Source organism: Bradyrhizobium diazoefficiens, assembly GCF_016612535.1.
Taxonomy (GTDB): domain Bacteria; phylum Pseudomonadota; class Alphaproteobacteria; order Rhizobiales; family Xanthobacteraceae; genus Bradyrhizobium; species Bradyrhizobium diazoefficiens_C.
The window spans coordinates 213,461-234,355 of the sequence record NZ_JAENXS010000001.1 but is presented as its reverse complement, the minus strand read 5'-3'; the positions used below and the strand labels follow the sequence as shown (position 1 = coordinate 234,355).

Sequence of the window (20,895 nt, the reverse complement as noted above, 5' to 3'; positions counted from 1 at the left end):
ACGCGATGCCGGATTTCGCTTCGCTCCATCCGGGCTACGGGCCTGCAATCAATTCTTCAGCCGATAGCCCGTCCGGAAGATCCACCAGATCACGACCAGGCAGGCCACCAGGAACGCCAGCGTCATGGCGATGCTGACGGATACGCTGACATCGGCGATCTCATAGAAGCTCCAGCGAAAGCCCGAGATCAGATAGACGACGGGGTTGAGCAGCGCCACGGAGCGCCAGGCCGGCGGCAGCATGTCGACGGAATAGAAGCTGCCGCCGAGGAAGGTCAGCGGCGTCACCACCAGCATCGGAATCATCTGCAGTTTCTCGAAGCCGTCGGCCCAGATGCCGATGATGAAGCCGAACAGGCTGAAGGTGACGGCCGTCAGCACCAGGAAGATCAGCATCCAGATCGGATGGTGAATATGCAATGGAACGAAAAGCCCGGCGGTCGCCAGGATGATGAGGCCCAGAATGATCGACTTGGTGGCGGCGGCGCCGACATAGCCGAGCACGATCTCGAAGTAGGAAATCGGCGCCGACAGGATCTCGTAGATGGTGCCGACGAATTTCGGGAAGTAGATGCCGAACGAGGCGTTCGCGATGCTCTGTGTCAGCACCGAAAGCATGATCAGGCCGGGCACGATGAAGGTGCCGTAGCTCACGCCCTCGACCTGGCTGATGCGCGAACCGATCGCGGCGCCGAACACCACGAAATAGAGCGAGGTCGAAACCACCGGCGAGACGATGCTTTGAAACAGCGTGCGCCAGGTGCGCGCCATTTCGAAGAGATAGATGGCGCGGATCGCGCGGTGATTCATGACGTCCTCACGAGGTCGACGAAGATGTCCTCGAGCGACGATTGCGTCGTGTCGAGATCGTTGAAGCGGATGCCGGCGTCGCGCAAATCGCTGAGCAGGCTGGTGATGCCGGTGCGCTCGCCCTTGGTGTCGTAGTCGTAAATGAGGGTCGCGCCGCTGTCGCAAAGGTCGAGTTCGTACTGAGCGAGGCTCTCCGGCAGGGCGCTGAGCTTGCCCTGCAAGTGCAGCGTCAACCGCTTCTTGCCGAGCTTCTGCATCAAGGTCGCCTTGTCCTCGACCAGCACGATCTCGCCCTTGTTGATGACGCCGATGCGGTCAGCCATCTCCTCGGCTTCCTCGATGTAATGGGTGGTCAGGATGATGGTGACGCCGGATTGCTGAAGCGTGCGCACCACCTCCCACATGCCCTTGCGCAGCTCGACGTCGACGCCGGCGGTCGGCTCGTCCAGGAACAGGATCTGCGGCTCGTGCGACAGCGCTTTCGCAATCATCACGCGGCGCTTCATGCCGCCCGAGAGGGTGATGATCTTGTTGTCCTTCTTGTCCCAGAGCGAGAGGTCCTTCAGCACCTTCTCGATATGGGCCGGGTTCTTCGGCTTGCCGAACAGGCCGCGGGAGAAGCTCACGGTCGCCCACACGCTCTCGAAGGCATCGGTGTGCAGCTCCTGCGGCACCAGGCCGATCAGCGAGCGCGCCTTGCGGTAGGAGGTCTGGATATCCTCGCCGCCGACGAGGACCGTGCCCTCGCTCGGATTGGCGATGCCGCAGATGATCGAGATCAGCGTGGTCTTGCCGGCGCCGTTGGGACCGAGCAGTGCGAAGATCTCGCCGCGCTTGATGTCGAGATTGATGTTCTTGAGCGCCTTGAAGCCGGACCCATAGGTCTTCGACAGATTGGCGACGGAAATGATGGAGGACATGAGGGCCGGTCAAGGGGTGGGGGGAGGCGCCGGAACCCGCACCATGGCGGGCGGACCGGCGGAGCCCTGAAATAGGAATGGCCTTGCCTGGCCGCAAGCTCGGAGAAAAATGGTCTCAAAACAGGCGCTTACGTGGCCGGGTTTCGGGCAAGTGTTGCGCGATGGTCACGGGTTGCGGCTAAGATCGTCGCTCACGCGGCTCTTTGTTGCATCTGCGAGCAGGCCGTGGCTACGATTCCGGCCAATCGCGAAGCGTATGTCCCCCAGGGAAAAGATCGATGAGACCGAACGGCCGTCACACAGCCGGCGCCAGCCAGTTGTCCACTCTGCGCATGTGGGCGATCTGCCTGCTCCTGCTGTCAGCTGTTACCATGAACCCGACCACCGCGAAGGCGGCGCCGAGCCAGGCCGCCGCGACCACGCATGTCTATCTGCTTCGCGGCGTGCTCAACATCTTCTCGCTCGGGCTCGACACGATCGGTGCAAGGCTCCAGGCGCAAGGCATCCCGGTGACTGTCGCGAACTTCGTGTCCTGGTCCTCGCTCGCCGACGAGGCCGCGGCGGACTATCGGGCCGGCCGACTCAAGACCATCGTCCTGGTAGGGCACTCCTCGGGTGCGACTGCGCTGCCCGACATGATCGCCAAGCTCAACCAGCTCGGCGTGCCCGTGAAGCTCGCGATCGGGCTCGACTCCGTGTTCAAGACCAAGCTGTCGACCGGCGCCGAGCGCTACATCAACATCTATGTCGGCGACGGCCCGGGTGAACCGGTGCGGGCCGCGGCCGGCCTCCGCGGCAAGCTCGACAATGTCGACGTGCGTGGCAGCGGCGTCGGCCACATCACCATCGACAAGAACGAGGCGATCCAGCGCCGCGTTATCGCCGAGATCGACGCCGCAATCGCGCGCTCGCGCGGTCCGGCACCGATGGCCGAACCCCGCGCACCGCGGGCCGCGCGCTCGGCGGCGGCTGTGGCACCGGCGAGGAACTGAGACCTCGTCGGCAACGGCTGAGATCATCGAGCCGCTGTCGACTCGATTGTCGGCGGCGGCATTGTCGTGTCCGCATTGCCGCCGGGATGTGAGAAGGGCCCGCTGCGAGTGCAGCGAGCCCTCCCCAGATGTGGATCGCGACGAACCAGCTGATCGCACGCCAATGGGGCGGTTGACTCGGCTGCGCAGAGGCCGCACCGGACGTTTCCGGGTTCCGTGCCCCAAAAACCACCCAATCGGTCGTCACTACGCCCTTGGGGGAGGCGTCTGCCTCCTGTGGTGGGACTGCGGGACTTGATGATTGATCCAAGGCGACTTGTGGTGCTGGCAGCGGTTGCGTTGCTCGCCTTGAACCCCGGCATGGCAACAGCCTCGCCGGCCAAGCCGAAGCCGGCTGCGACCCCGAGCGCGGTGCCGCCTCCACCTCCGCCGGCCGAGCCGTTGCCGCCCCCGAAAATCTACCTGTTCCGTGGCGCGATGGGGCCGATCTTCTCGACCGGCATGGACCGGCTCAGCGAGAAGCTGGCGCAGGCCGGCTTTTCGGCCGACGTCTACGAATTCACCGTCTGCCGCTGGATCGGCGATCGTGCCATCGCGAGCTACAAGGAATCGCCGGCGCCGATCGTGCTGATCGGCCACTCGATGGGTGGCCTGTGCTCGGTGATCATCTCAGAGATGGCGGCCAAGGAGAACATCCCGATCAGCCTCGTCATCACCATCGACCCTGCGCATGCGACCGATGACGTGCCGGTCAATGTCGAGCGCTTCATCAACATCTTCCTCTCCGACAGCGTGCTCGGCGGTGGCAATGTGGTCGCGGTGCCGGGCTTTCGCGGCCATTATGCGAGCTACGACCTCAAGGAAAACTCGCGGGTCTCTCACATCAACATTGAGAAGTCCGACGACATCCATCGCCAGATCGTCGAGATGGTGACGCGGTTGCCGCGGATCCAGGCGGCGCAGACCGAGGCCGATGCGGTGCCGCTACGCTATCTCGTGCCCGGCGACACATTGGTCGAATTGTGGGATTCTGGCGTGCGGCTGCCGGTCCGGCGCGGCGACACCATGGAGAGCATCGCCGCCGTCAATCGCGTGCCGCTGTGGTCACTCGCGCAGAGCAATTCGTTGCCGGAGAACGCAACGCTCACCCCCGGCCAGTCCATTGTCGTTCCGCGCCATCTGACGCCGCCGGACGTCGCGGCCGCGATAGCGGTGCCAGCGGCGCCGGGTCGGCGGTAGGAGCTCAAGGCCGGAGGCGGGACGCCGGCCAATGCCTGCTCCGACCGCCGTCCAGCCTCGTTGCCGTCATTCACGCAGTCGCCTTGCGGCCGAGGTCGCAAGCGATGAGCGCGCCAGGGCCGGAGGTTGGCTCGCCGGGCGATGGGGCGCGGACAGAAGCATGAGAAACAGCGCCCTCTCAGCAGCATATTTCGCTGCGGGGCGGCCGTTTTCCAATCCGTCCACGACGAGGCGCCCTTCCGTCGTGCATAGACGCCAGCGCCAGGTCGTTCGGCCGCGTTTCTTCAAGAACACTTCGAAAGTCGGGAATTGGTCAGGCATGGATTTGGCCTTGGCTGCAAGCTGCTCGTGGCGGATCTGCGTTCCTGATGGCCCCGACCTGAGCCTGGAAGCTCATCGGGAACGTCGCGGCAGCGATCTTCTCCATCGCTGACCGTTCCTCAGACACACGCTTCTCGATGAAATGCCGCTCGACCTCCGTCAGCTCGGTCTTGAGCAACCGGTGGTAACGGCGGATGTTGTTGCGGTGCGCACGCAACAGGGCCAGCTTTTCGTTCATCGTGGTCATCCGTTTGAACAGTCGGTCTGCTAGGCTGCGAGCCCGGCACGTGAGGTCGATCGCAAACGCGCAGGCTTGCCGCCGGGAGGTCCCTTCGGGTGGTGGTCCAGCGTGGCGAGCGCGTCGAGAATCTCGTCGATGGTTACGAGTTTGTTCGAACCGGGCAGTTCTCTAAGCGCCGGGTTTGACGCAACGCTGGCCGCGTCCGAAGCCCAGGACGCGAGGATCGCACGCTTCGTGGCGATCGACATCGTCGGATCCTGGACGACATCGCGGGGATGACCATAGACAGAGCCGGGATGCAATATCGCGTTGAGGTCGATAACGTTGTCGGCATCGTAGATCATGAGAGGACCTCCTTCTCCTTTCGTAGAAGCCTCTGGATTGAGTTCGGGCTGCAGTCGCGGACAGGTAGCTCCCGCCCGGGCACCGGGCGGGAAGCATTAACCTCCAACAGGTGAGAATTTACGCGGCGGCCTTGCTTTCGAGCTGATGCACATTGTCGCTCGATGCGCCGTTGATGGCGATGCGCCGCGGCTTCATGGCCTCGGGGATTTCCCGGACCAGCTCGATCTTCAGCAGACCGTTCTCGAACGCGGCGCCCTTCACCTGAACATAGTCAGCGAGGTTGAACTGCCGCTTGAACGGCCGTGCGGAAATGCCGTGATAGAGATATTCGCGTTCGGTCTTGTCCGCCTTGTTTCCCTCGACGATGACCGCATTCTGCTCGGCAATCACCGAGACCTCGTCGGGCGAAAAGCCGGCAATCGCGAGCGAAATCTGGTAGCGATCCTCGCTGACGCGTTCGATGTTGTAAGGGGGATAGTTGTCCTCGCCGGCACGCTGTGCCGTTTCAACGAGGTCAAAGAGGCGGTCGAAGCCAATGGTCGAGCGCCACAGAGGAGAGAAGTCGTAAGTGCGCATAGCCAGATCCTCCAAAGAGCAAAATGGATACAGCGGCACCGGACACGACCGGTGCCCGTCTCAGCTATCCCCAACCCATCAGGCGTCGGGGACACCACCTCTCGGCGGCAACGAAAAAATAAAAAAACGCGGTTTTGGTTTCAAGAGGGGAGTCAAAAAATTTTAGAGCCTCCCCGGCTTGGTCCCGGAGGCGATCGCCTCCGCATTCCGGGTGAGAGATGACTCTGCGCGCACCCGCCTGCCACCTTGGTATCGACGAATAGCCCTCTTCCTGGTCCTCTCAGCCCTAAGAAGCGGGAGAGGAAATGACTACACGTTCGAGCCGTGGATCGCGTCGATCACGGCATCGGTCACTTCCTTCGTCGTCGCCTTGCCGCCGACATCAGGCGTCAGCACGCCGGCGGCGCAAACCTGCTCGACGGCCTTCATCAACCGCACGGCGGCGTCCTTCTCGCCGAGATGCTCGAGCATCTGCGCGCCGGTCCAGAATGTTGCGACCGGATTGGCGATGCCCTTGCCGGTGATGTCGAAGGCCGAGCCGTGGATCGGCTCGAACATCGAGGGGAAGCGGCGCTGCGGATCGATATTGGCGGTCGGCGCCACGCCGAGGCTTCCGGCCAGCGCGCCGGCGAGATCGGAGAGGATGTCGGCGTGGAGATTGGTCGCCACGATGGTGTCGAGGCTCTTCGGATGCAGCGTCATGCGCACGGTCATGGCGTCGACCAGCATCTTGTCCCAGGTGACGTCGGAGAATTCGGCCGCGACTTCGGCCGCGATCTCGTCCCACATCACCATGCCATGGCGCTGTGCGTTCGACTTGGTCACCACGGTCAGGAATTTGCGCGGCCGCGACTGCGCGAGCTGGAACGCATAGCGCATGATCCGCGTCACGCCGACGCGGGTAAAGACCGCGACTTCGGTGCCGACCTCTTCCGGCAGGCCCCTGTGCGCGCGCCCGCCCATGCCGGTATATTCGCCTTCCGAATTCTCGCGCACGATCACCCAGTCGAGATCGCCAACGCCGACATTGCGCAGCGGCGAAGAGACGCCCGGCAAAATCTTGGTCGGCCGCACATTGGCGTATTGGTCGAAGCCCTGGCAGATCGGCAGGCGCAGGCCCCACAGCGTGATGTGATCGGGCACGTCCGGCGCGCCGACCGCGCCGAAATAGATCGCATCAAATTTCTTCAGCTCAGCGAGGCCGTCCGCGGGCATCATCACGCCGTGCTTCTTGTAATAATCCGAGCCCCAGTCGAAGGTCTTGATGTTGAAGGCAAGGTCGCCGCTGCGCATTGCGAGAGCCTCCAACACGCGGATTCCTGCCGAGATGACCTCGGGACCGATCCCGTCGGCGGGGATCGCTGCGATCGAATGGGTGCGCATGAAAATGCTCCGTTTGGGATTCTAGTGGGATTGCGGAACGGGTTCGACGGGCGCGGTTTGCGCGCGCGACAATAGCAGGGTCAGGACTGCGGAGAGGACGAGCAGTCCGGCGACGAAATAGAGGCCGCCGACAAAACTGCCGGTCTGGTCCTTGATCCAGCCGATTATGGCGGGACCGACGAAGCCGCCGAGATTGCCGATCGAGTTGATGGTGGCGATGCCGGCTGCGGCCGCGGGGCCGGACAGGAACAGCGTCGGCATGCTCCAGAGCGGCGGTTTTGCGGAAGAGATGCCGATATTGACCAGCGTGAGCGCCACCAGCACCGTGACGACACCGGTCGCAAGTCCTGCATAGGCGAGGCCCGCGGCGGCGATCAGGCAGGCCCACACCACATGCCAGGTGCGCTCGCCGGTGCGGTCCGAATGCCGCGCCCATAGCACCATGATGACGACGGCCGCAGTCGCCGGCAGCGCATTGAGGAAACCGACCTGGAGCGTGGACAGGCCGAACTGCTTGATGATCTGCGGCGCCCAGACGCCGAGCGTATAGAGGCCAGCCGAAGTGCCGAAATAGATCAGCGCCAGCGCCAGCACACGCGGGTCGGCGAGCCCGCGCCAGATGCTGTGGCTCGCGGTCGCGGCCTTGCTGGTGGTCTCCTCGTTCATGGTCTCGACCAGCCAGCGTCGCTCGTCATCGGTGAGCCATTTTGCCTTGTCGGGCCGATCGGTCAGGAACGCCAGCACGACGAAGCCGAGCAGCACGGCCGGCAGCGCCTCCAGCACGAACAGCCATTGCCAGCCCTTGAGGCCGAACATTCCGTCCATCTCCAGCAGCGCGCCGGAGACCGGCGAGCCCAGCACCGTCGAGAGGGGAGCGGCCGCCATGAACAACGCGGTCACCGCGGCGCGCTGACGCGCCGGGAACCAGTAGGAGAGATAGAGGATGATGCCCGGAAAGAAGCCGGCTTCGGCGATTCCGAGCAGGAAGCGCAGGATGTAGAAGCTGGTCGCGCCTTGCACGAACGTCATCGCCGCCGAGACGAGGCCCCAGATGATCATCACCCGCGCGATCGAGATCCGCGCGCCGACCTTGTGCAGGATGATGTTGGAGGGCACCTCGAACAGGAAATAGCCCCAGAAGAAGATGCCGGCGCCAAACCCGTAGACGGTCGGCGACAGGCCGATGTCCTTGTTCATCGTCAGCGAGGCGAAGCCGATGTTGACGCGGTCGATGAAGGCCACGAAGTAGAGCAGCATGATGAAGGGAACGATGCGCCAGGTGATCTTGCGCAGCACGCGCCTCTGAATCTCGCTCGCCACCTCTGGCCTCCCTGAAACCCGATTTTCATTGTCTGGCAGTGAGCCTAGGCGGCACGGGAGGCGGACTCAATTGGCGCTGGTTTATACAAAAAAATGATATAATCCTGTCGGGGCGAGAGGATTTGCGCATGGAATTGCATCAACTGCGATGCTTCGTGGCGGCGGCCGAGCAGCTGCATTTCGGCCGCGCCGCGCAGCATCTCCAGATGCTGCCGTCCGCGCTCGGCCGCCAGATCAGGTTGCTGGAAGAGGATTTGGGGACGCGGCTGTTCGCGCGCACCACCCGTGCCGTCTCGCTCACCGAGGGCGGCACCACGTTGTTGCGCGATGCCCGGGTCATCCTCGCCCGTGTCGAGGCCGTCGAGAGCAGTCTGCGCAACCGCTCGCGCGCAGGCGCCGGTCGGCGGTTGCGGGTCGGCGCCATCGACAGCGCCGCAGCAGGGCTGCTACCGCCGTTGCTGCGTGATTTCCGCATCAAGCATCCGGAAGTCGCGGTGCAGCTTCTCGAAGACAAGACGGTCCGGCTCTTGCCAAAGATTCTGACTGGCGCTCTCGATCTCGCTTTCGTTCGTCCACCCGACCGGCCGGACAAGCGGCTCGAATTTCGCGCTCTGCTCCAGGAGACCGCGATCGTGGCCTTCCCCCAACGCCACGCGCTCGCGGCGCGCAAGTCCATCACGCTGGCCGACATCGCGGACGAGCCGATGCTGGTGCCGGATCGCCGCTCGCGACCGCACAGCCACGACCTCACGATCAAGCTGTTCGAGCAGGCCGGGCTCGCGCCGCGCATCGTGCAGGTCGCCGACGAGAAGCAGACCATCATCCATCTGGTGGCCACGAAGCTCGGGGTCGCGATCGTGCCGCGCTGGACGACGCGGATGGCGGTCTCAGGCGTGCGCTTCGTGTCGCTCCGGCCGAAACAGACCGGCCCCGTCGGTCGGCTGCCGCTGGCTGCGGCGTGGCTGCGCGGCTCCCGCGACCCGGCGCGCGATGCGATGCTGGCGGTGCTCGAAGCGCGCCTGCGCAGCTATGCGCGAGAGGCGTGAGGCGCTAAGACCTGAGCTTGGACAGAAGGTGGATGCGATGACTGAACAGAAAGCGTCGAGCGAGTTGCGGGTTGCCATCGCAGGCCTGGGCTCGATCGGCACCAAGATCGCGATGGCACTCGATCAGGGCATCGAGGGACTGGCGCTGTCAGCCGTAGCTGTGCGCGATGCCGCCAAGCATCAGGGATTCCTCAGCGGCTTGCGCCGCAAGCCGCAAATCTTGCCGATCGATCAGCTCGGTGAGACCGCCGACATCGTGGTCGAGTGCGCGCCGAGCAGCCAATTGCGCGCGATCGTCGAGCCTGCGGTGAAGCGCGGCAAGGCGGCGGTCGTGGTCAGCGTCGGCGGGCTGCTCGAGAATTTTGATCTCGTCGATCTCGCCCGCGCCCATGGCGGCCGCATCATCGTGCCGACCGGGGCGCTGATCGGGCTCGATGCGGTCAACGCCGCCGCGGTCGGCACCATCCATTCGGTGAAAATGGTCACGCGCAAGCCGATCGACGGCTTGAAGGGCGCACCGTTCATCGTTCAGAACAACATCGACATCGACAATCTGCGCGAGCCGCTCAAGCTGTTCGAGGGCACCGCGCGCGAGGCCGCAAAGGGCTTTCCGGCCAACCTCAACGTCGCGGTGGCGCTGTCGCTCGCGGGCGTCGGACCTGATCGCACCATGGTGCAGATCTGGGCCGATCCAACCGTGACGCGCAACGTTCACCGGATCGAGGTCGACGCGGATTCGGCGCGGTTCTCGATGTCGATCGAAAACATCCCGTCCGAAAACCCCAAGACCGGGATCATCACGGCGCTCTCGGTGATCGCGCTGCTGCGCAAGCAGCGCGCCACGCTCTGCGTCGGGACTTAGAGCATGATCCGGAAGAGTGTGAAGCGGTTTTCCGAGAAGATCATGCTCAAAAAATAAGGCTTCAAGCGCCGGTGACGCGCCAGATCACGTTGCCGACGTCGTCGGCCATCAGCAGCGACTTCCTGTCGGGTCCGATCACGACGCCGACCGGACGGCCGTAGGATGCCTTCTCGTCGGGCGCCAGGAAGCCCGAGAGGATGTCGCGCGCAGGGCCGGAAGGTTTTCCGTTCTCGAACGGGACGAACACCAGTTTGTAGCCGGACAGCGTGCTGCGATTCCACGAGCCGTGCTGGCCGATCACCATGCCGTCCGGAAAACCGGGGAGCGTGCCGGCGGGCATCCAGCACAGGCCGAGCGAGGCGGTGTGGCCGCCGAGGGCATAGTCCGGCGTCAGCGCCTTGGCGACCATCGCGGCATCCTGCGGCACGCGGTCGTCGACCGTCTTGCCCCAATAGCAATAGGGCCAGCCGTAGAAGCCGCCATCGCGCACCGAGGTCAGATAATCCGGCGGCGTCTCGTCGCCGAGCCCGTCGCGCTCGTTGACGACGGTCCAGAGTACACCGGTCGTCGGCTCCCAGGCCAATCCAACCGGGTTGCGCAGGCCGGCACCGAAAATGCGATGCGTGCCGGCGACGAGATCGAGCTCGTAGACCGCGGCGCGGCCTTCCTCAACCTCCATGCCCATCTCGGCGATGTTGCTCAACGAGCCGACGCCGGCATAGAGCTTCTTGCCGTCGGGGCTCGCGAGCAGGCTGCGCGTCCAATGGCCGCTCGGCTTGAAATTCGTGAGCCGCTTGCCCGGCGCGGTGATGCTGTCGGCATTCGCAACATAGGGAAAGGCCATCACGCCGTCGGTGTTGCCGACATAGAAGGTGTCGCCGACCAGCGCCATGCCGAACGGCTGGCTCAGGTTCTCCATGAAGGCGCCGCGGACTTCGGCGACACCGTCGCCGTCCTTGTCGCGCAGCAGCGTGATGCGATTGGCGCTGACGCCGAGTGCTGCGGCGCGCCGCATCGTCGCCTGCATGGCGTAGTGAAACACGCTCCTCGGCGCGCCAGCGATCTGCGTCGCTTCCGCGATCAGCACGTCGCCATTGGGCAGTACCTCGATCCAGCGCGGATGGTCGAGGCCGGTCGCGAATGCGTTGACCTTGAGCCCGGGCGCAGCGGTCGGCTTCTGCCCTTCGCTCCAGCCGCGTGCGGTCGGCATTTTCAACGTCGGCAGTGCGCCTTGCGGCTTAGCTTCGGGAATCGCCGGTGTCTGGCCCCAGGCCGGCGCGGGTGTGGTGCCCGACAGCTTCCGCCATTGCAGCGCGACGCCGCCGAGAAACGCGACGAACTGCGCGAAGATGCTGGAAAAGGTCATGAAAATCCCCTGTCGAACGTGCGGCATTGTCCAACGACGGATTGTCCAGGATTCGTCCAAAACCCCGTGCGGGCCAGGACTCAATCTTTGCCTGATCGTCGACCTCTCCAGATCCACGATGGAATGTCGTCGTGCCTCGTTGCGGGCGCATCCAACTGGGTCGCGGTAAAAAGGTCAACATGCGTCAGCCCGCATCGGGCCGTTTAGGCGCCGTGCAGATGGCTGCACGCCGAATTTGCATGGCAAGGATGCGGTTGCGCAAAACTTTCGGTGTCGTCCCGGCGAAGGCCGGGACCCATACCGCGGAATCTATCGATTGTGAGTGATAGCAGCACCAAACGACGAGTCTTCGCCAAACCACTCCCTGTGGTTATGGGTCCCGGCCTTCGCCGGGACGACACACGAGGGTTGGGCGGCTCGTTAGATCACCGCGGCGACAGGAACGGGATGATCATCGGCACGCGGCGGCAATAGGCGCCGTAGGCGTCTTCGCCGAGCTCCTTGGACAGGAACACCTCTTCCATCCGGCCCTTCTGCCACATGCCGAGCGAGATCAGGATGGCGCCGAGCATCGCGGTGACGGTGCCCACGGCGACGCCGGTGACCAGCATGCCGAAGATCAGGCCGGTGTAGATCGGGTGACGCACGATGCCGTACGGGCCGGTGTCGATGACGCGGTGGTCTTGCTTGTGGGTGATGGTGTTCGACCAGAACTGGCCGAGATGCAGCCGTCCCCACCAGGTGAAAGAGATGCCGGCGAGCACGATCAGCGCCGTGATGTAGACGCCGGTATTGCTGAAGACCCAGAGCGGCTTCTCGCCGAGCATTTCCGCCGTCCACGGCGTGAACAGGATGCCGCCGACCAGGATCGGGATGCGATAGCGGCCGGACTCCAGCGTCATCACCTGCTTCTGGGTGCGGCCCTGCCAGAACGAGGCGCCAACCCAGCTGGCAAGCCAGGCGAGCCAGATCAGGGCCAGCAGTTGCGTCGGCCAGGTCGTGGTCCAGCCGCCCCAGGCGACAGAGAGAAGCTTGCTGAAATCGAAGGACATGCGGAAAGGTTCTTTGGGTTGGGGAGCAGATCAGCTCGCGCGCGACGACAGCGCGTGATGCTCGATGGCATTGGACGCGGCCTGGCCGCCGCGGCCGAGCAGATGGGTGATGGTTTCGCGCAGCACCGGCTCGATCGGGCGCGGCGCATAGCCGAGCTCGTTACGGGCCTTGCCGATCGAGAGGTCGCTCGCGGCGAGCGCGATGCGCACGCCCTCGGCGGTGCCGTTGGGCGGCCGGCGCGTGATGTGGTCGGACATATATTCGAGCATGGTCGCAGAGAGCTCGGCGATCTTGCCGGGCACGACGACCGGAAACTGCCGCCGCCCGCTCATCGCCGACATCATCCGCAGGATCTGGCCGAGCCGGACGCAATCGCCACCGAGGATGTAGCGCTGGCCGATGCGGCCGCGCTCCATCGTCAGCATAAGGCCCGTGGCGACGTCGCGGACGTCGACGAGGTTGACCAGGAAGTCGAGATGCGGCTGCACCTTCTTCTGGAGGAAGTACCACAGCATCGCCGTCGGCGGCGTCAGATTGTGGTCGGCGGGGCCGATCGGCATGGTCGGGGTGCCGATCACGAGCGGGAAGCCGCTGGCCGCGGCCTTCGCGGCGTGGTGCTCGGCAAGCGACTTCGACCGCGTATAGGCACCGGGCATCGCGTCGGCCGGCTGCAGCGCTTCCTCGGCGGCGACGCCGTTGAGGTTCGCGTAAGGGAACAGGATCGATTCCGTGGAGCAGTGCAGGAAGCGCGACACACCGCGCTTCATCGCAGCCGCAAGCACGATTTCGGTGCCGCGGAAATTGACGTCGTGAAAGTCCCGCTTGTTGGCGACCCACATGCCGGGCAGGCCGGCGAGGTGATAGACCTGATCGACCCCCGAAAGCGCAGCATCGACTGCGGCGCCATCCAGCACCGAGCCGTGGACATAGTCGACGTCCGCGTTCGCCGTGGCCGGCGGCCGGACGTCGAGAACACGCACCCGCTGCCCACGGGCGCGGAGCGCTTCGACGAGATGCTGTCCGATGAAGCCGCTGCCACCGGTAACCAGGACGAGAGCCATGCAGTAGGTTTTGCTGTTCCGCTTTGAGAAAGCTATCGGGTTGAAAGGGAGTTGGCCGGAAGAGGCGCGAGAATCGCGGCAAGGTCGCGACGAAAACCCAGTGCAATGAACAATTTTGCCATGACGAACATCGGTCCAAGCAGGAAATGCGTAGGGTGGTCGACCATCGACGGCTGCCGCTCCTCGAAAACCTTGTGGCCGATGATCTGCGATGCGACGCCAAGCCCGATCAGCATCGCAAAAATCGACCACATCATGGCAATCGAGACCTGATTGCCGATTGCGGTTGCGACCGAAAGCAGCACGATCATCGCTGCGAGGATGCCGAGCCCGACCCCGGCGTCGAGCATCAGCCAGTAAACCAGGACCGGCAGGGCCAGGATCACCGCCAGGCTCACCTCGACCCCGAACACAGGGAAATGGACCAGCGTCAGCGGCAGCGTCGCGCCGGTGAAGAGCAGGAGAATGCCGACCACATGCATCGCGCAATTCCAGGGATCGCGGTGGTATTCGACATAATCGGCCAGTTGGCGTTGAAAATAGCCAGCCATCTCGGTCTCGTGCGCACGGGGTCTGGGAAGGACGAAGACAGCCTATAGCACCGGACTGGGCAGTGCACAAACCGGCGCTATTGTCGCGCGAAACCGTGCTGTCGCGCTGTGAGACAGGTCACAAAACAGTCAGAAGTTCGACGGGTTCCGCCAGGGACAGTGCGCGTGCGCTCAATGCTTCTTGGCGGGCCTTTTCGCCGCAGGCGCAGGCGCTGCTGCGGGACGCGCCGGCGCATCCTCGGGCACCTTGGCAAAGGTCAGGATTTGCAACTGGCCGTTGACCGCCGAGGTCGGCTTTGCGCGATCGAGGAACTGCTCCTCGCCAAGGCCGATCGGCTGCAGCCGCTTGGTCGAAATCTTGAACGTGTTGACCAGCACGTCGCGGATCGCGTCGGCCCGGCGCTGGCTCAGGATCGCGTTGGCTTCCCGCGTCTTCTGATTGGACTCGACATGCCCGACGATCAGGAACGTGTAGGGGAGCAGCGAGGCGTGAACCATCGCGTCGGCGATCCGGCCGACGGTCTGGTAGGAGTCCGGCTGGATGATCGGCGTGTCGGCGTCGAACTGGATCTGAGCGTTGAAGGCGGGCAGCTTGGCGAGGTCGGGCGCGATCAGCGGCCGGTTCACCGGACCCGGATCGTTCTTGATCCTGGCCTTGGCCCGCTCCATCACCTGCTGCTTCAGCGCGGGAAGATCGACCTCGGCGGCCTCCTCGAAATGATTGAGCTTGCCGACGATGTCGTCACGGGTTGGCGCCGTCTGCGCGCCGGCTGTGCCCGCGAGCAAAGCGAGGCCCAATGCGATGCCAATTCCGGCGGTGACGTGCCCGGTTGCACGCATCATCGATACCCCGCGTCGTCAACGACCTTCAGGCAATTGTTGCTGATGCCCTTGGGCGTCGAGATCAGGCAGGGGACCGACTTGCTGGTCTCCTTGGTCGAGCCGCCGCAGACCTTGACGATCTCGCGCTGGCAGGCGTTCGCCACCGTGACGCGGGCGGCGACGCGCTTCTGGATGGCGTCGAACGCGGCGAGGTAGTCGCTCTGGCATTGCTGGGAGAGCACGTCCCGGTTGCGGGACAGGCACTCCTTCAGGCGGGTGGAGTCCGGATTGACGCCGCGGCAATTGGCGATGATTTCCGCACCGCAACTTTTCGCCAGCAGCCCGAGCGAATCGCCAAAGCTCATGGTCTCCGCGGTCGCCAGCGACGGCATCGCCAATGCAAGCACGATGAATGTGACAAAGCCCCGGACCATGGTTGCATCTGATACGGGGAAGTTCGCCATGGTCAAGAGGCGTTCAACGAAGAAAGGCGGCGGCGTTACGCCGCCGCAACAGGGCAGGGGCCTCACGCCCGCTGCACAAAGCTGTCCACGACCTTCTTCTCGCCGGCCCTGTCGAAGGCAATGGTGAGCTTGTTGCCGTCGATCTTGGTGACCCGGCCGTAGCCGAATTTCTGGTGGAAGACGCGGTCGGAGAGCGAGAATTCCGACGTCGTACCGGTCGATTTGGCGACCAGCTCGCCCTCGATCGTCATGGGACCGCGGCGGCGCGAGGCAAAGCTGCCGAAATCGGGTCCGGATGACGAGGCGGACGAGAACGTCGAAGCCTCTTCCTCGAAGCCGCTGCGACCGCCGCCGTTGCGGCCGCCGCCACGGTTGCGATTGCCTTCTCGGTTTGCCTGGGCGCGCTGCCAGCCGGGCGTGGAGTACGTCGATCCGAACGCTTCCATGTCGTCGAAGCGCGAGGCGCCATAGCCGCCGGTGCCGCCCCAGGCCGAGCCGCCCTTGGATTCCGTGATCTCGACATTGGCCGCCGGCAATTCGTCGAGGAAGCGCGACGGGATCGTGGTCGACCAGGTGCCATGGATCCGGCGGTTGGTCGCAAAATAGATTTTCGCGCGCCGCCTCGCGCGCGTGAGGCCGACATGGCCGAGGCGGCGCTCTTCCTCAAGCCCGGCCCGGCCCTGTTCGTCCAACGTGCGCTGGCTCGGGAACAGGCCTTCCTCCCAGCCGGGCAGGAATACGTTGTCGAATTCGAGCCCCTTAGCCGAGTGCAGCGTCATCAGCGACACCGCGTCGTCCTCGGCGCCGCTCTCGCGGTCCATCACCAGCGAGATGTGCTCGAGGAATCCTTGCAGGTTCTCGAACTCCTCCATCGAGCGCACCAGCTCTTTCAGGTTCTCCAGCCGGCCTGCGGCGTCCGCCGAACGGTCCTTCTGCCACATTTCGGTATAGCCGCTCTCGTCGAGCACGATCTGGGCGAGATCAGTGTGCGCGGTGACCTCGCGCGCGGCGCGCCAGCGGTCGAACTGGGCGACGACGTCGCGCAGACTTCCGCGCGCCTTCGGCTTCAGCTCGTCGGTCTCGACCACCGCGCGCGCTGCCTCGAACAGCGGAATGCGGCGCTTGCGGGCGTGGTCGTGCAGCATCTGAACGGTGGCGTCGCCGAGGCCGCGCTTGGGGACGTTGACGATGCGCTCGAAAGCGAGATCGTCGGCCGGCGAGTTGATCACGCGCAGATAGGCGAGAGCGTCGCGGATTTCGGCGCGCTCGTAGAAGCGCGGACCGCCGATCACGCGATAGGGCAGGCCGAGCGTGACGAAACGATCTTCGAACTCGCGCATCTGGTAGGAGGCGCGCACGAGAATGGCGATCTCGTTTAACTTGTCGCCCTGCCGCTGGATCTGCTCGATCTCTTCGCCGATGCCGCGGGCTTCCTCCTCCGAATCCCAGGAGCCCGTGACCGTGACCTTCTCGCCGTCCTGATCCTCGGTGCGCAGCGTTTTGCCGAGCCGGCCTTCGTTATGCGCGATCAGATGCGAGGCGGCGGCGAGGATGTGGCCGGTCGAGCGGTAATTGCGCTCGAGGCGAATGACCTTGGCGCCGGGAAAATCATGGTCGAAGCGCAGGATGTTGTCGACCTCGGCACCGCGCCAGCCATAGATCGACTGGTCGTCGTCGCCGACGCAGCAGATGTTTTTGACGTGGGCTTTCTCCCTCTCCCCGCTTGCGGGGTCGCGACGAGCTTCGCTCGCGCTGAGAAGGTCGGGGTGAGGGGGAGTCTCCACGAGCGCGGTGCTCGGAGAGTCCCCCTCACCCGGATTGCTTTGCAATCCGACCTCTCCCCGCACGCGGGGAGAGGTGAAGGGAGACGACGGCGCCTGCGACAGCAGCCGCAGCCACAGATATTGCGCGACGTTGGTGTCCTGATATTCGTCGACCAGGATGAATTTGAAGCGCTGCTGGTACTGCCGGAGAATGTCCGGGTGCTCGCGGAAGATGCGGATGTCTTCCAGCAGCAGGTCGCCGAAATCGGCGGCGTTCAAGATCTTCAGCCGCTCCTGATAGCTCGCATAGAGCTTGCCGCCCTTGCCGTTGGCGAAGACGGCGGCTTCGCCCGACGGCACCTGCGACGGCGTCAGGCCGCGGTTCTTCCAGCCGTCGATCAGCCCGGCCAGCATCCGTGCCGGCCAGCGCTTATCGTCGATGTTGTCGGCTTGCAGCAGCTGCTTGAGCAGACGCACCTGGTCGTCGGTGTCGAGCACGGTAAAATTCGACTTGAGCTGCGCCAGCTCCGCATGGGCGCGCAGGATGCGGCCGCCGATGGAGTGGAAGGTGCCGAGCCACGGCATGCCTTCGACGGCATGGCCGAGCATCTGGCCGAGCCGGTGCTTCATCTCGCGCGCGGCCTTGTTGGTGAAGGTCACCGACAGGATCTCGGCGGGGCGGGCGCGGCCCTGGCTCAGGATGTGGGCGATGCGCGTGGTCAGCACACGCGTCTTGCCGGTGCCGGCGCCGGCCAGCACCAGGACCGGGCCATCCAGCGTCTCCACCGCCTCGCGCTGCTCGGGATTGAGCCCGGAGAGGTATTTCGGCCCCACCGAGGCGCGCGCACGCGCGGCGATGCCGCCGGCGGCGGGCTGGTGGTCGGGGACGCCTGTGATCTTGCTCGGCTCGGTCATGCGAATCATTTGCCCACGATGGCACCACGCCGTCGCGGGAGGGAGCCTTCATAACAGGGATTGGAGCCTATATGGGGCGGCGGGGAGGGTTTTTCCACGTACCGCGGCGGGCCGATTTGTTCCAAACGCCCCTGCGAATTTCCACCGCTGGTGCGCCGGAACCTTCGTTTCCACGTCGAGATTGTCTGGGCAAGCGAGGTGCGGCCAGCCGCGCCGATCGCAGAGAAACATCAAGACGAGGGTTTTGACTATGCTTGGCTGGGTTGTGACGTTTCTGGTTATCGCACTGATCGCCGGCATCCTGGGCTTTGGCGGCATCGCCGGCGCCTCGGTCGAAATCGCGAAAATCATTTTCTTCATCGCGGTCGTGCTGTTCCTGGTCTCGGCAGTGGTGGGCCTCGCCCGCGGCCGCAACAGGGTATAGCGGCGTTACTGCTTCAAGGGCATCGCCACGTGTCGGCCAATGCCCGCGGGCCGCGGCAGAGCGCTGTGAGCGTTGGCGACCTCGGCGATACGCTGCTGAATGTCGGGCGGAAACGGCGCAACGCGCCGCACGTTCATGTCCATGTGCAGCGACATGTTCTCGGAGGTGGCTGACAGCCAGCCTTCGGCGGCGTGCCGCATCTCCTCGAACGTATGCAGCCGCTTGTCGTCGGCGGCGAGCAGCCAGACCAGAATCTGCACGGGATCGCCGAGGTGGATCTCGCGCAGATAGCGCACATGGCATTCGGCGGTAAAGGTCGAACCGTTGCGTTCCTGCTTGTAAGTAGGCCCGATCCCGAGCTCGAGCCAGAGCTGGTCGATGGCACGGTCGAACATCACGTTGTAATAGGCCATGTTGAGATGGCCGTTATAGTCGATCCATTGCGGCTCGATCTGCATGATCGCGGCGCGGAATGGCGCGGCAGTTTTGGGCATGTGTCTTTCCCCGCTTATGCATCCGGCCGCTTGACTTGACCGGTGAGATGTCCTTTGCCACGGTTTCGTCTGTCGGGAGGACCATCCGTGGGTACGACCATCACCAATAATCCGCCGCGGCCGGAGCCGAAAGCCCTCGCAAGCGCGCTGGAGCAGCTTGCCGCACGCTTCGGCAATCGCCTCATCACCTCGCAGGCCGTCCGCGAGCAGCACGGCCACACCACCACGTGGATCGTCAACCAGCCGCCGGACGGCGTGGTGATGGCGCAGGAGACCGCCGACATCCAGGACGTGGTGCGGATCTGCGCCAAGAACGGCGTGCCCGTCATTGCGTTTGGCACCGGCACCTCGCTCGAGGGCCAGGTCAATGCGCCCGCCGGTGGCATCTCGATCGATTTGCGCGACATGAACAAGGTGCTCGCGGTCCATGCCGAGGACCTCGATTGCGTGATTCAGCCCGGCGTCACCCGCAAGGCGCTCAACGAGCATCTGCGTGACCAGGGCCTGTTCTTCCCGATCGATCCCGGCGCGGACGCCTCGCTCGGCGGCATGGCCTCGACCCGCGCCTCCGGCACCAATGCGGTGCGCTACGGCACCATGCGCGATAGCGTGCTGGCGCTGAAGGTGGTGCGCGGCGACGGCGAGATCATCACCACCGGCACGCGCGCCAAGAAGTCGTCGGCCGGCTACGACCTGACGCATCTCTTCGTTGGCGCCGAAGGCACGCTCGGCGTCATCTCCGAGCTGACCATTCGGCTCCGTGGCATTCCCGAAACCATCGCGGCGGGCGCAGTGTCGTTCGAGACCGTGCAGGGGGCGTGTCAGGCCGTGATCCTGGCGATCCAGACCGGCATTCCGGTGGCGCGCATCGAGCTGCTCAATGCCGCGCAGGTGAGGGCCTGCAATGCGTATTCGAAGCTGACGCTGCCGGAGACGCCGCTGCTGCTGATGGAATTCCACGGCAGCGAGATCGAGGTCGCCGAGCAGTCCAAGGCGTTCGGCGAGATCGCCAGGGACTGCGGCGGCGGCGATTTCTCCTGGACCACCAAGCCCGAGGATCGCACAAAATTGTGGCAGGCGCGGCACGACGCTTACTGGTCGGTGAAGGCGCTGCGGCCCGGCGACAGCATCGGCGTGGTCGCAACCGACGTCTGCGTGCCGATCTCGCGGCTCGCCGATTGCGTCAACGAGACCGAGGAAGATCTCATGCGCCTCAACCTGTTGTCGCCGATCGTCGGCCATGTCGGCGATGGCAATTTCCACTGCTCGCTGGTGTGTGACACCAACGATGCCGACGAGATGGCGCGCGGCGAGGAGTTCATGCATCGCCTGGTCGAGCGCGCGCAGGCGATGGACGGAACCTGCACCGGCGAGCACGGCATCGGCCAGGGCAAGCAGAAATACCTCAAGGCCGAGCTTGGCCCCGAGGCGCTGGATGCGATGCGTGCGCTGAAAAAGGCACTCGATCCGCAAAACATCTTCAACCCCGGCAAGATCGTGCCGGAGCCGTAGCGCGCGGCATTGCCTTTCGTTTATGCTCGCTCCATCACGGCGGAGCGAGGCAATGCAGTGGTTCGCGCGCAAAACGCGGAAGGACATCTGGGACGAAGCGATCGCATGGCCGCTCGGCGATATCGAGGCCGCCGCGCGCATCCGCGCCATCTGTGACGCTGCGGCCCAGAGCGCCGCAGGTTCCGCCCGTAACGACAAGAGCGAGAGTGCACGCTATGAGCGCGCCGCAAAGGTCGCGATGGAAATCGCGATGAAGATCTCCGACAGCCTGATGCGCGACGACGCGGTGCATCGCATCGTCGATCTCTGCATGACGGCGAACGACCTCAAGACCGCACAGATCCTGTTCCGCGCGATCCACGCCAGCTGGATCCGCGAAGAGGCGCAGCGGGATCATCCCACATTGTTGCAGTGA

At 64.5% G+C, this 20,895-nt stretch carries 22 protein-coding genes; 7 read left to right on the top strand and 15 right to left on the bottom strand.

The features are described from left to right. Positions 1-48: 48 nt before the first annotated feature. Both JJE66_RS01095 and JJE66_RS01090 read right to left on the bottom strand, forming a co-directional pair. A complete protein-coding gene (locus JJE66_RS01095; protein ID WP_200512291.1) occupies positions 49-810 on the bottom strand; it encodes an ABC transporter permease in 762 nt (253 codons plus the stop codon). Continuing rightward, on the bottom strand, positions 807-1,730 hold the full coding sequence (locus JJE66_RS01090) for an ABC transporter ATP-binding protein (RefSeq protein ID WP_200512290.1): 924 nt from the start codon (positions 1,728-1,730) through the stop codon (positions 807-809). The genes JJE66_RS01095 and JJE66_RS01090 overlap by 4 nt, the downstream gene beginning before the upstream one ends. Positions 1,731-2,008: 278 nt before the next feature. Here JJE66_RS01090 and JJE66_RS01085 point away from each other — a divergent pair, with 278 nt between their 5' ends. Both JJE66_RS01085 and JJE66_RS01080 read left to right on the top strand, forming a co-directional pair. Further along, on the top strand, positions 2,009-2,722 hold the full coding sequence (locus JJE66_RS01085) for a hypothetical protein (RefSeq protein WP_200512289.1): 714 nt from the start codon (positions 2,009-2,011) through the stop codon (positions 2,720-2,722). 297 nt (positions 2,723-3,019) lie between these two features. After that, positions 3,020-3,961 carry a LysM domain-containing protein gene (locus JJE66_RS01080; RefSeq protein WP_200512288.1) on the top strand — a complete coding sequence of 314 codons (942 nt, stop codon included), beginning with the start codon at positions 3,020-3,022 and terminating at the stop codon, positions 3,959-3,961. Between the two features lie 313 nt (positions 3,962-4,274). On the opposite strand, the gene JJE66_RS01075 is transcribed toward JJE66_RS01080, so the two are convergent. From JJE66_RS01075 to JJE66_RS01055, 5 genes are all read right to left on the bottom strand, one after another. Next, positions 4,275-4,520: a hypothetical protein gene (locus JJE66_RS01075; RefSeq protein WP_409362788.1), complete on the bottom strand. Its 246-nt coding sequence runs from the start codon at positions 4,518-4,520 to the stop codon at positions 4,275-4,277. A gap of 29 nt (positions 4,521-4,549) precedes the next feature. Then, entirely contained in the window at positions 4,550-4,867 is a 318-nt protein-coding gene (locus tag JJE66_RS01070; RefSeq protein ID WP_200512286.1) for a hypothetical protein, read from the bottom strand. A 118-nt stretch (positions 4,868-4,985) separates the two neighbouring features. Beyond that, positions 4,986-5,444, bottom strand: coding sequence for a small heat shock protein HspD (hspD, locus tag JJE66_RS01065; RefSeq protein ID WP_200512285.1), 459 nt, complete (start codon positions 5,442-5,444; stop codon positions 4,986-4,988). A 309-nt stretch (positions 5,445-5,753) separates the two neighbouring features. Continuing rightward, on the bottom strand, positions 5,754-6,827 hold the full coding sequence (locus tag JJE66_RS01060) for a tartrate dehydrogenase (RefSeq protein ID WP_200512284.1): 1,074 nt from the start codon (positions 6,825-6,827) through the stop codon (positions 5,754-5,756). 21 nt (positions 6,828-6,848) lie between these two features. Further along, complete coding sequence (locus tag JJE66_RS01055; RefSeq protein WP_200512283.1) at positions 6,849-8,147, bottom strand: MFS transporter; 1,299 nt, start codon at positions 8,145-8,147, stop codon at positions 6,849-6,851. Positions 8,148-8,275: 128 nt separating this feature from the next. Here JJE66_RS01055 and JJE66_RS01050 point away from each other — a divergent pair, with 128 nt between their 5' ends. Together JJE66_RS01050 and JJE66_RS01045 are read left to right on the top strand one after the other, a co-directional pair. Continuing rightward, on the top strand, positions 8,276-9,193 hold the full coding sequence (locus JJE66_RS01050) for a LysR family transcriptional regulator (protein ID WP_200512282.1): 918 nt from the start codon (positions 8,276-8,278) through the stop codon (positions 9,191-9,193). Positions 9,194-9,230: 37 nt separating this feature from the next. Continuing rightward, positions 9,231-10,055, top strand: coding sequence for an aspartate dehydrogenase (locus JJE66_RS01045; protein WP_200512281.1), 825 nt, complete (start codon positions 9,231-9,233; stop codon positions 10,053-10,055). A 61-nt stretch (positions 10,056-10,116) separates the two neighbouring features. On the opposite strand, the gene JJE66_RS01040 is transcribed toward JJE66_RS01045, so the two are convergent. The 7 genes from JJE66_RS01040 to JJE66_RS01010 all read right to left on the bottom strand — a co-directional run bounded on the left by JJE66_RS01040 (position 10,117) and on the right by JJE66_RS01010 (position 18,059). Next, positions 10,117-11,421 carry a sorbosone dehydrogenase family protein gene (locus tag JJE66_RS01040; RefSeq protein ID WP_200512280.1) on the bottom strand — a complete coding sequence of 435 codons (1,305 nt, stop codon included), beginning with the start codon at positions 11,419-11,421 and terminating at the stop codon, positions 10,117-10,119. Positions 11,422-11,846: 425 nt separating this feature from the next. Then, on the bottom strand, positions 11,847-12,473 hold the full coding sequence (locus tag JJE66_RS01035) for an isoprenylcysteine carboxylmethyltransferase family protein (protein WP_200512279.1): 627 nt from the start codon (positions 12,471-12,473) through the stop codon (positions 11,847-11,849). Positions 12,474-12,503: 30 nt separating this feature from the next. Beyond that, positions 12,504-13,535 carry an NAD-dependent epimerase/dehydratase family protein gene (locus JJE66_RS01030; protein ID WP_200512278.1) on the bottom strand — a complete coding sequence of 344 codons (1,032 nt, stop codon included), beginning with the start codon at positions 13,533-13,535 and terminating at the stop codon, positions 12,504-12,506. A 32-nt stretch (positions 13,536-13,567) separates the two neighbouring features. Then, positions 13,568-14,086: a DUF962 domain-containing protein gene (locus tag JJE66_RS01025; RefSeq protein WP_200512277.1), complete on the bottom strand. Its 519-nt coding sequence runs from the start codon at positions 14,084-14,086 to the stop codon at positions 13,568-13,570. Positions 14,087-14,257: 171 nt separating this feature from the next. Next, positions 14,258-14,926: an OmpA family protein gene (locus tag JJE66_RS01020; protein WP_200515238.1), complete on the bottom strand. Its 669-nt coding sequence runs from the start codon at positions 14,924-14,926 to the stop codon at positions 14,258-14,260. Continuing rightward, positions 14,926-15,342: a hypothetical protein gene (locus tag JJE66_RS01015; RefSeq protein WP_200512276.1), complete on the bottom strand. Its 417-nt coding sequence runs from the start codon at positions 15,340-15,342 to the stop codon at positions 14,926-14,928. Before JJE66_RS01015 ends, JJE66_RS01020 begins: the two co-directional genes overlap by 1 nt. A gap of 92 nt (positions 15,343-15,434) precedes the next feature. Next, a complete protein-coding gene (locus JJE66_RS01010; RefSeq protein ID WP_200512275.1) occupies positions 15,435-18,059 on the bottom strand; it encodes an ATP-dependent helicase in 2,625 nt (874 codons plus the stop codon). A gap of 241 nt (positions 18,060-18,300) precedes the next feature. Between JJE66_RS01010 and JJE66_RS01005 the strand changes: the two genes are divergently transcribed. Beyond that, complete coding sequence (locus tag JJE66_RS01005; RefSeq protein ID WP_200512274.1) at positions 18,301-18,474, top strand: DUF1328 domain-containing protein; 174 nt, start codon at positions 18,301-18,303, stop codon at positions 18,472-18,474. 5 nt (positions 18,475-18,479) lie between these two features. Here the strand turns inward: JJE66_RS01005 and JJE66_RS01000 are convergent, their stop codons facing one another. Continuing rightward, a complete protein-coding gene (locus JJE66_RS01000) occupies positions 18,480-18,968 on the bottom strand; it encodes a thioesterase family protein (RefSeq protein WP_200512273.1) in 489 nt (162 codons plus the stop codon). An 87-nt stretch (positions 18,969-19,055) separates the two neighbouring features. On the opposite strand from JJE66_RS01000, the gene JJE66_RS00995 reads away from it, so the two are divergent. Then, the gene (locus JJE66_RS00995) at positions 19,056-20,480 is read left to right on the top strand and encodes an FAD-binding oxidoreductase (RefSeq protein ID WP_200512272.1); all 1,425 of its coding nucleotides are present in this window, start codon (positions 19,056-19,058) and stop codon (positions 20,478-20,480) included. A gap of 52 nt (positions 20,481-20,532) precedes the next feature. Next, complete coding sequence (locus JJE66_RS00990; protein WP_200512271.1) at positions 20,533-20,895, top strand: hypothetical protein; 363 nt, start codon at positions 20,533-20,535, stop codon at positions 20,893-20,895.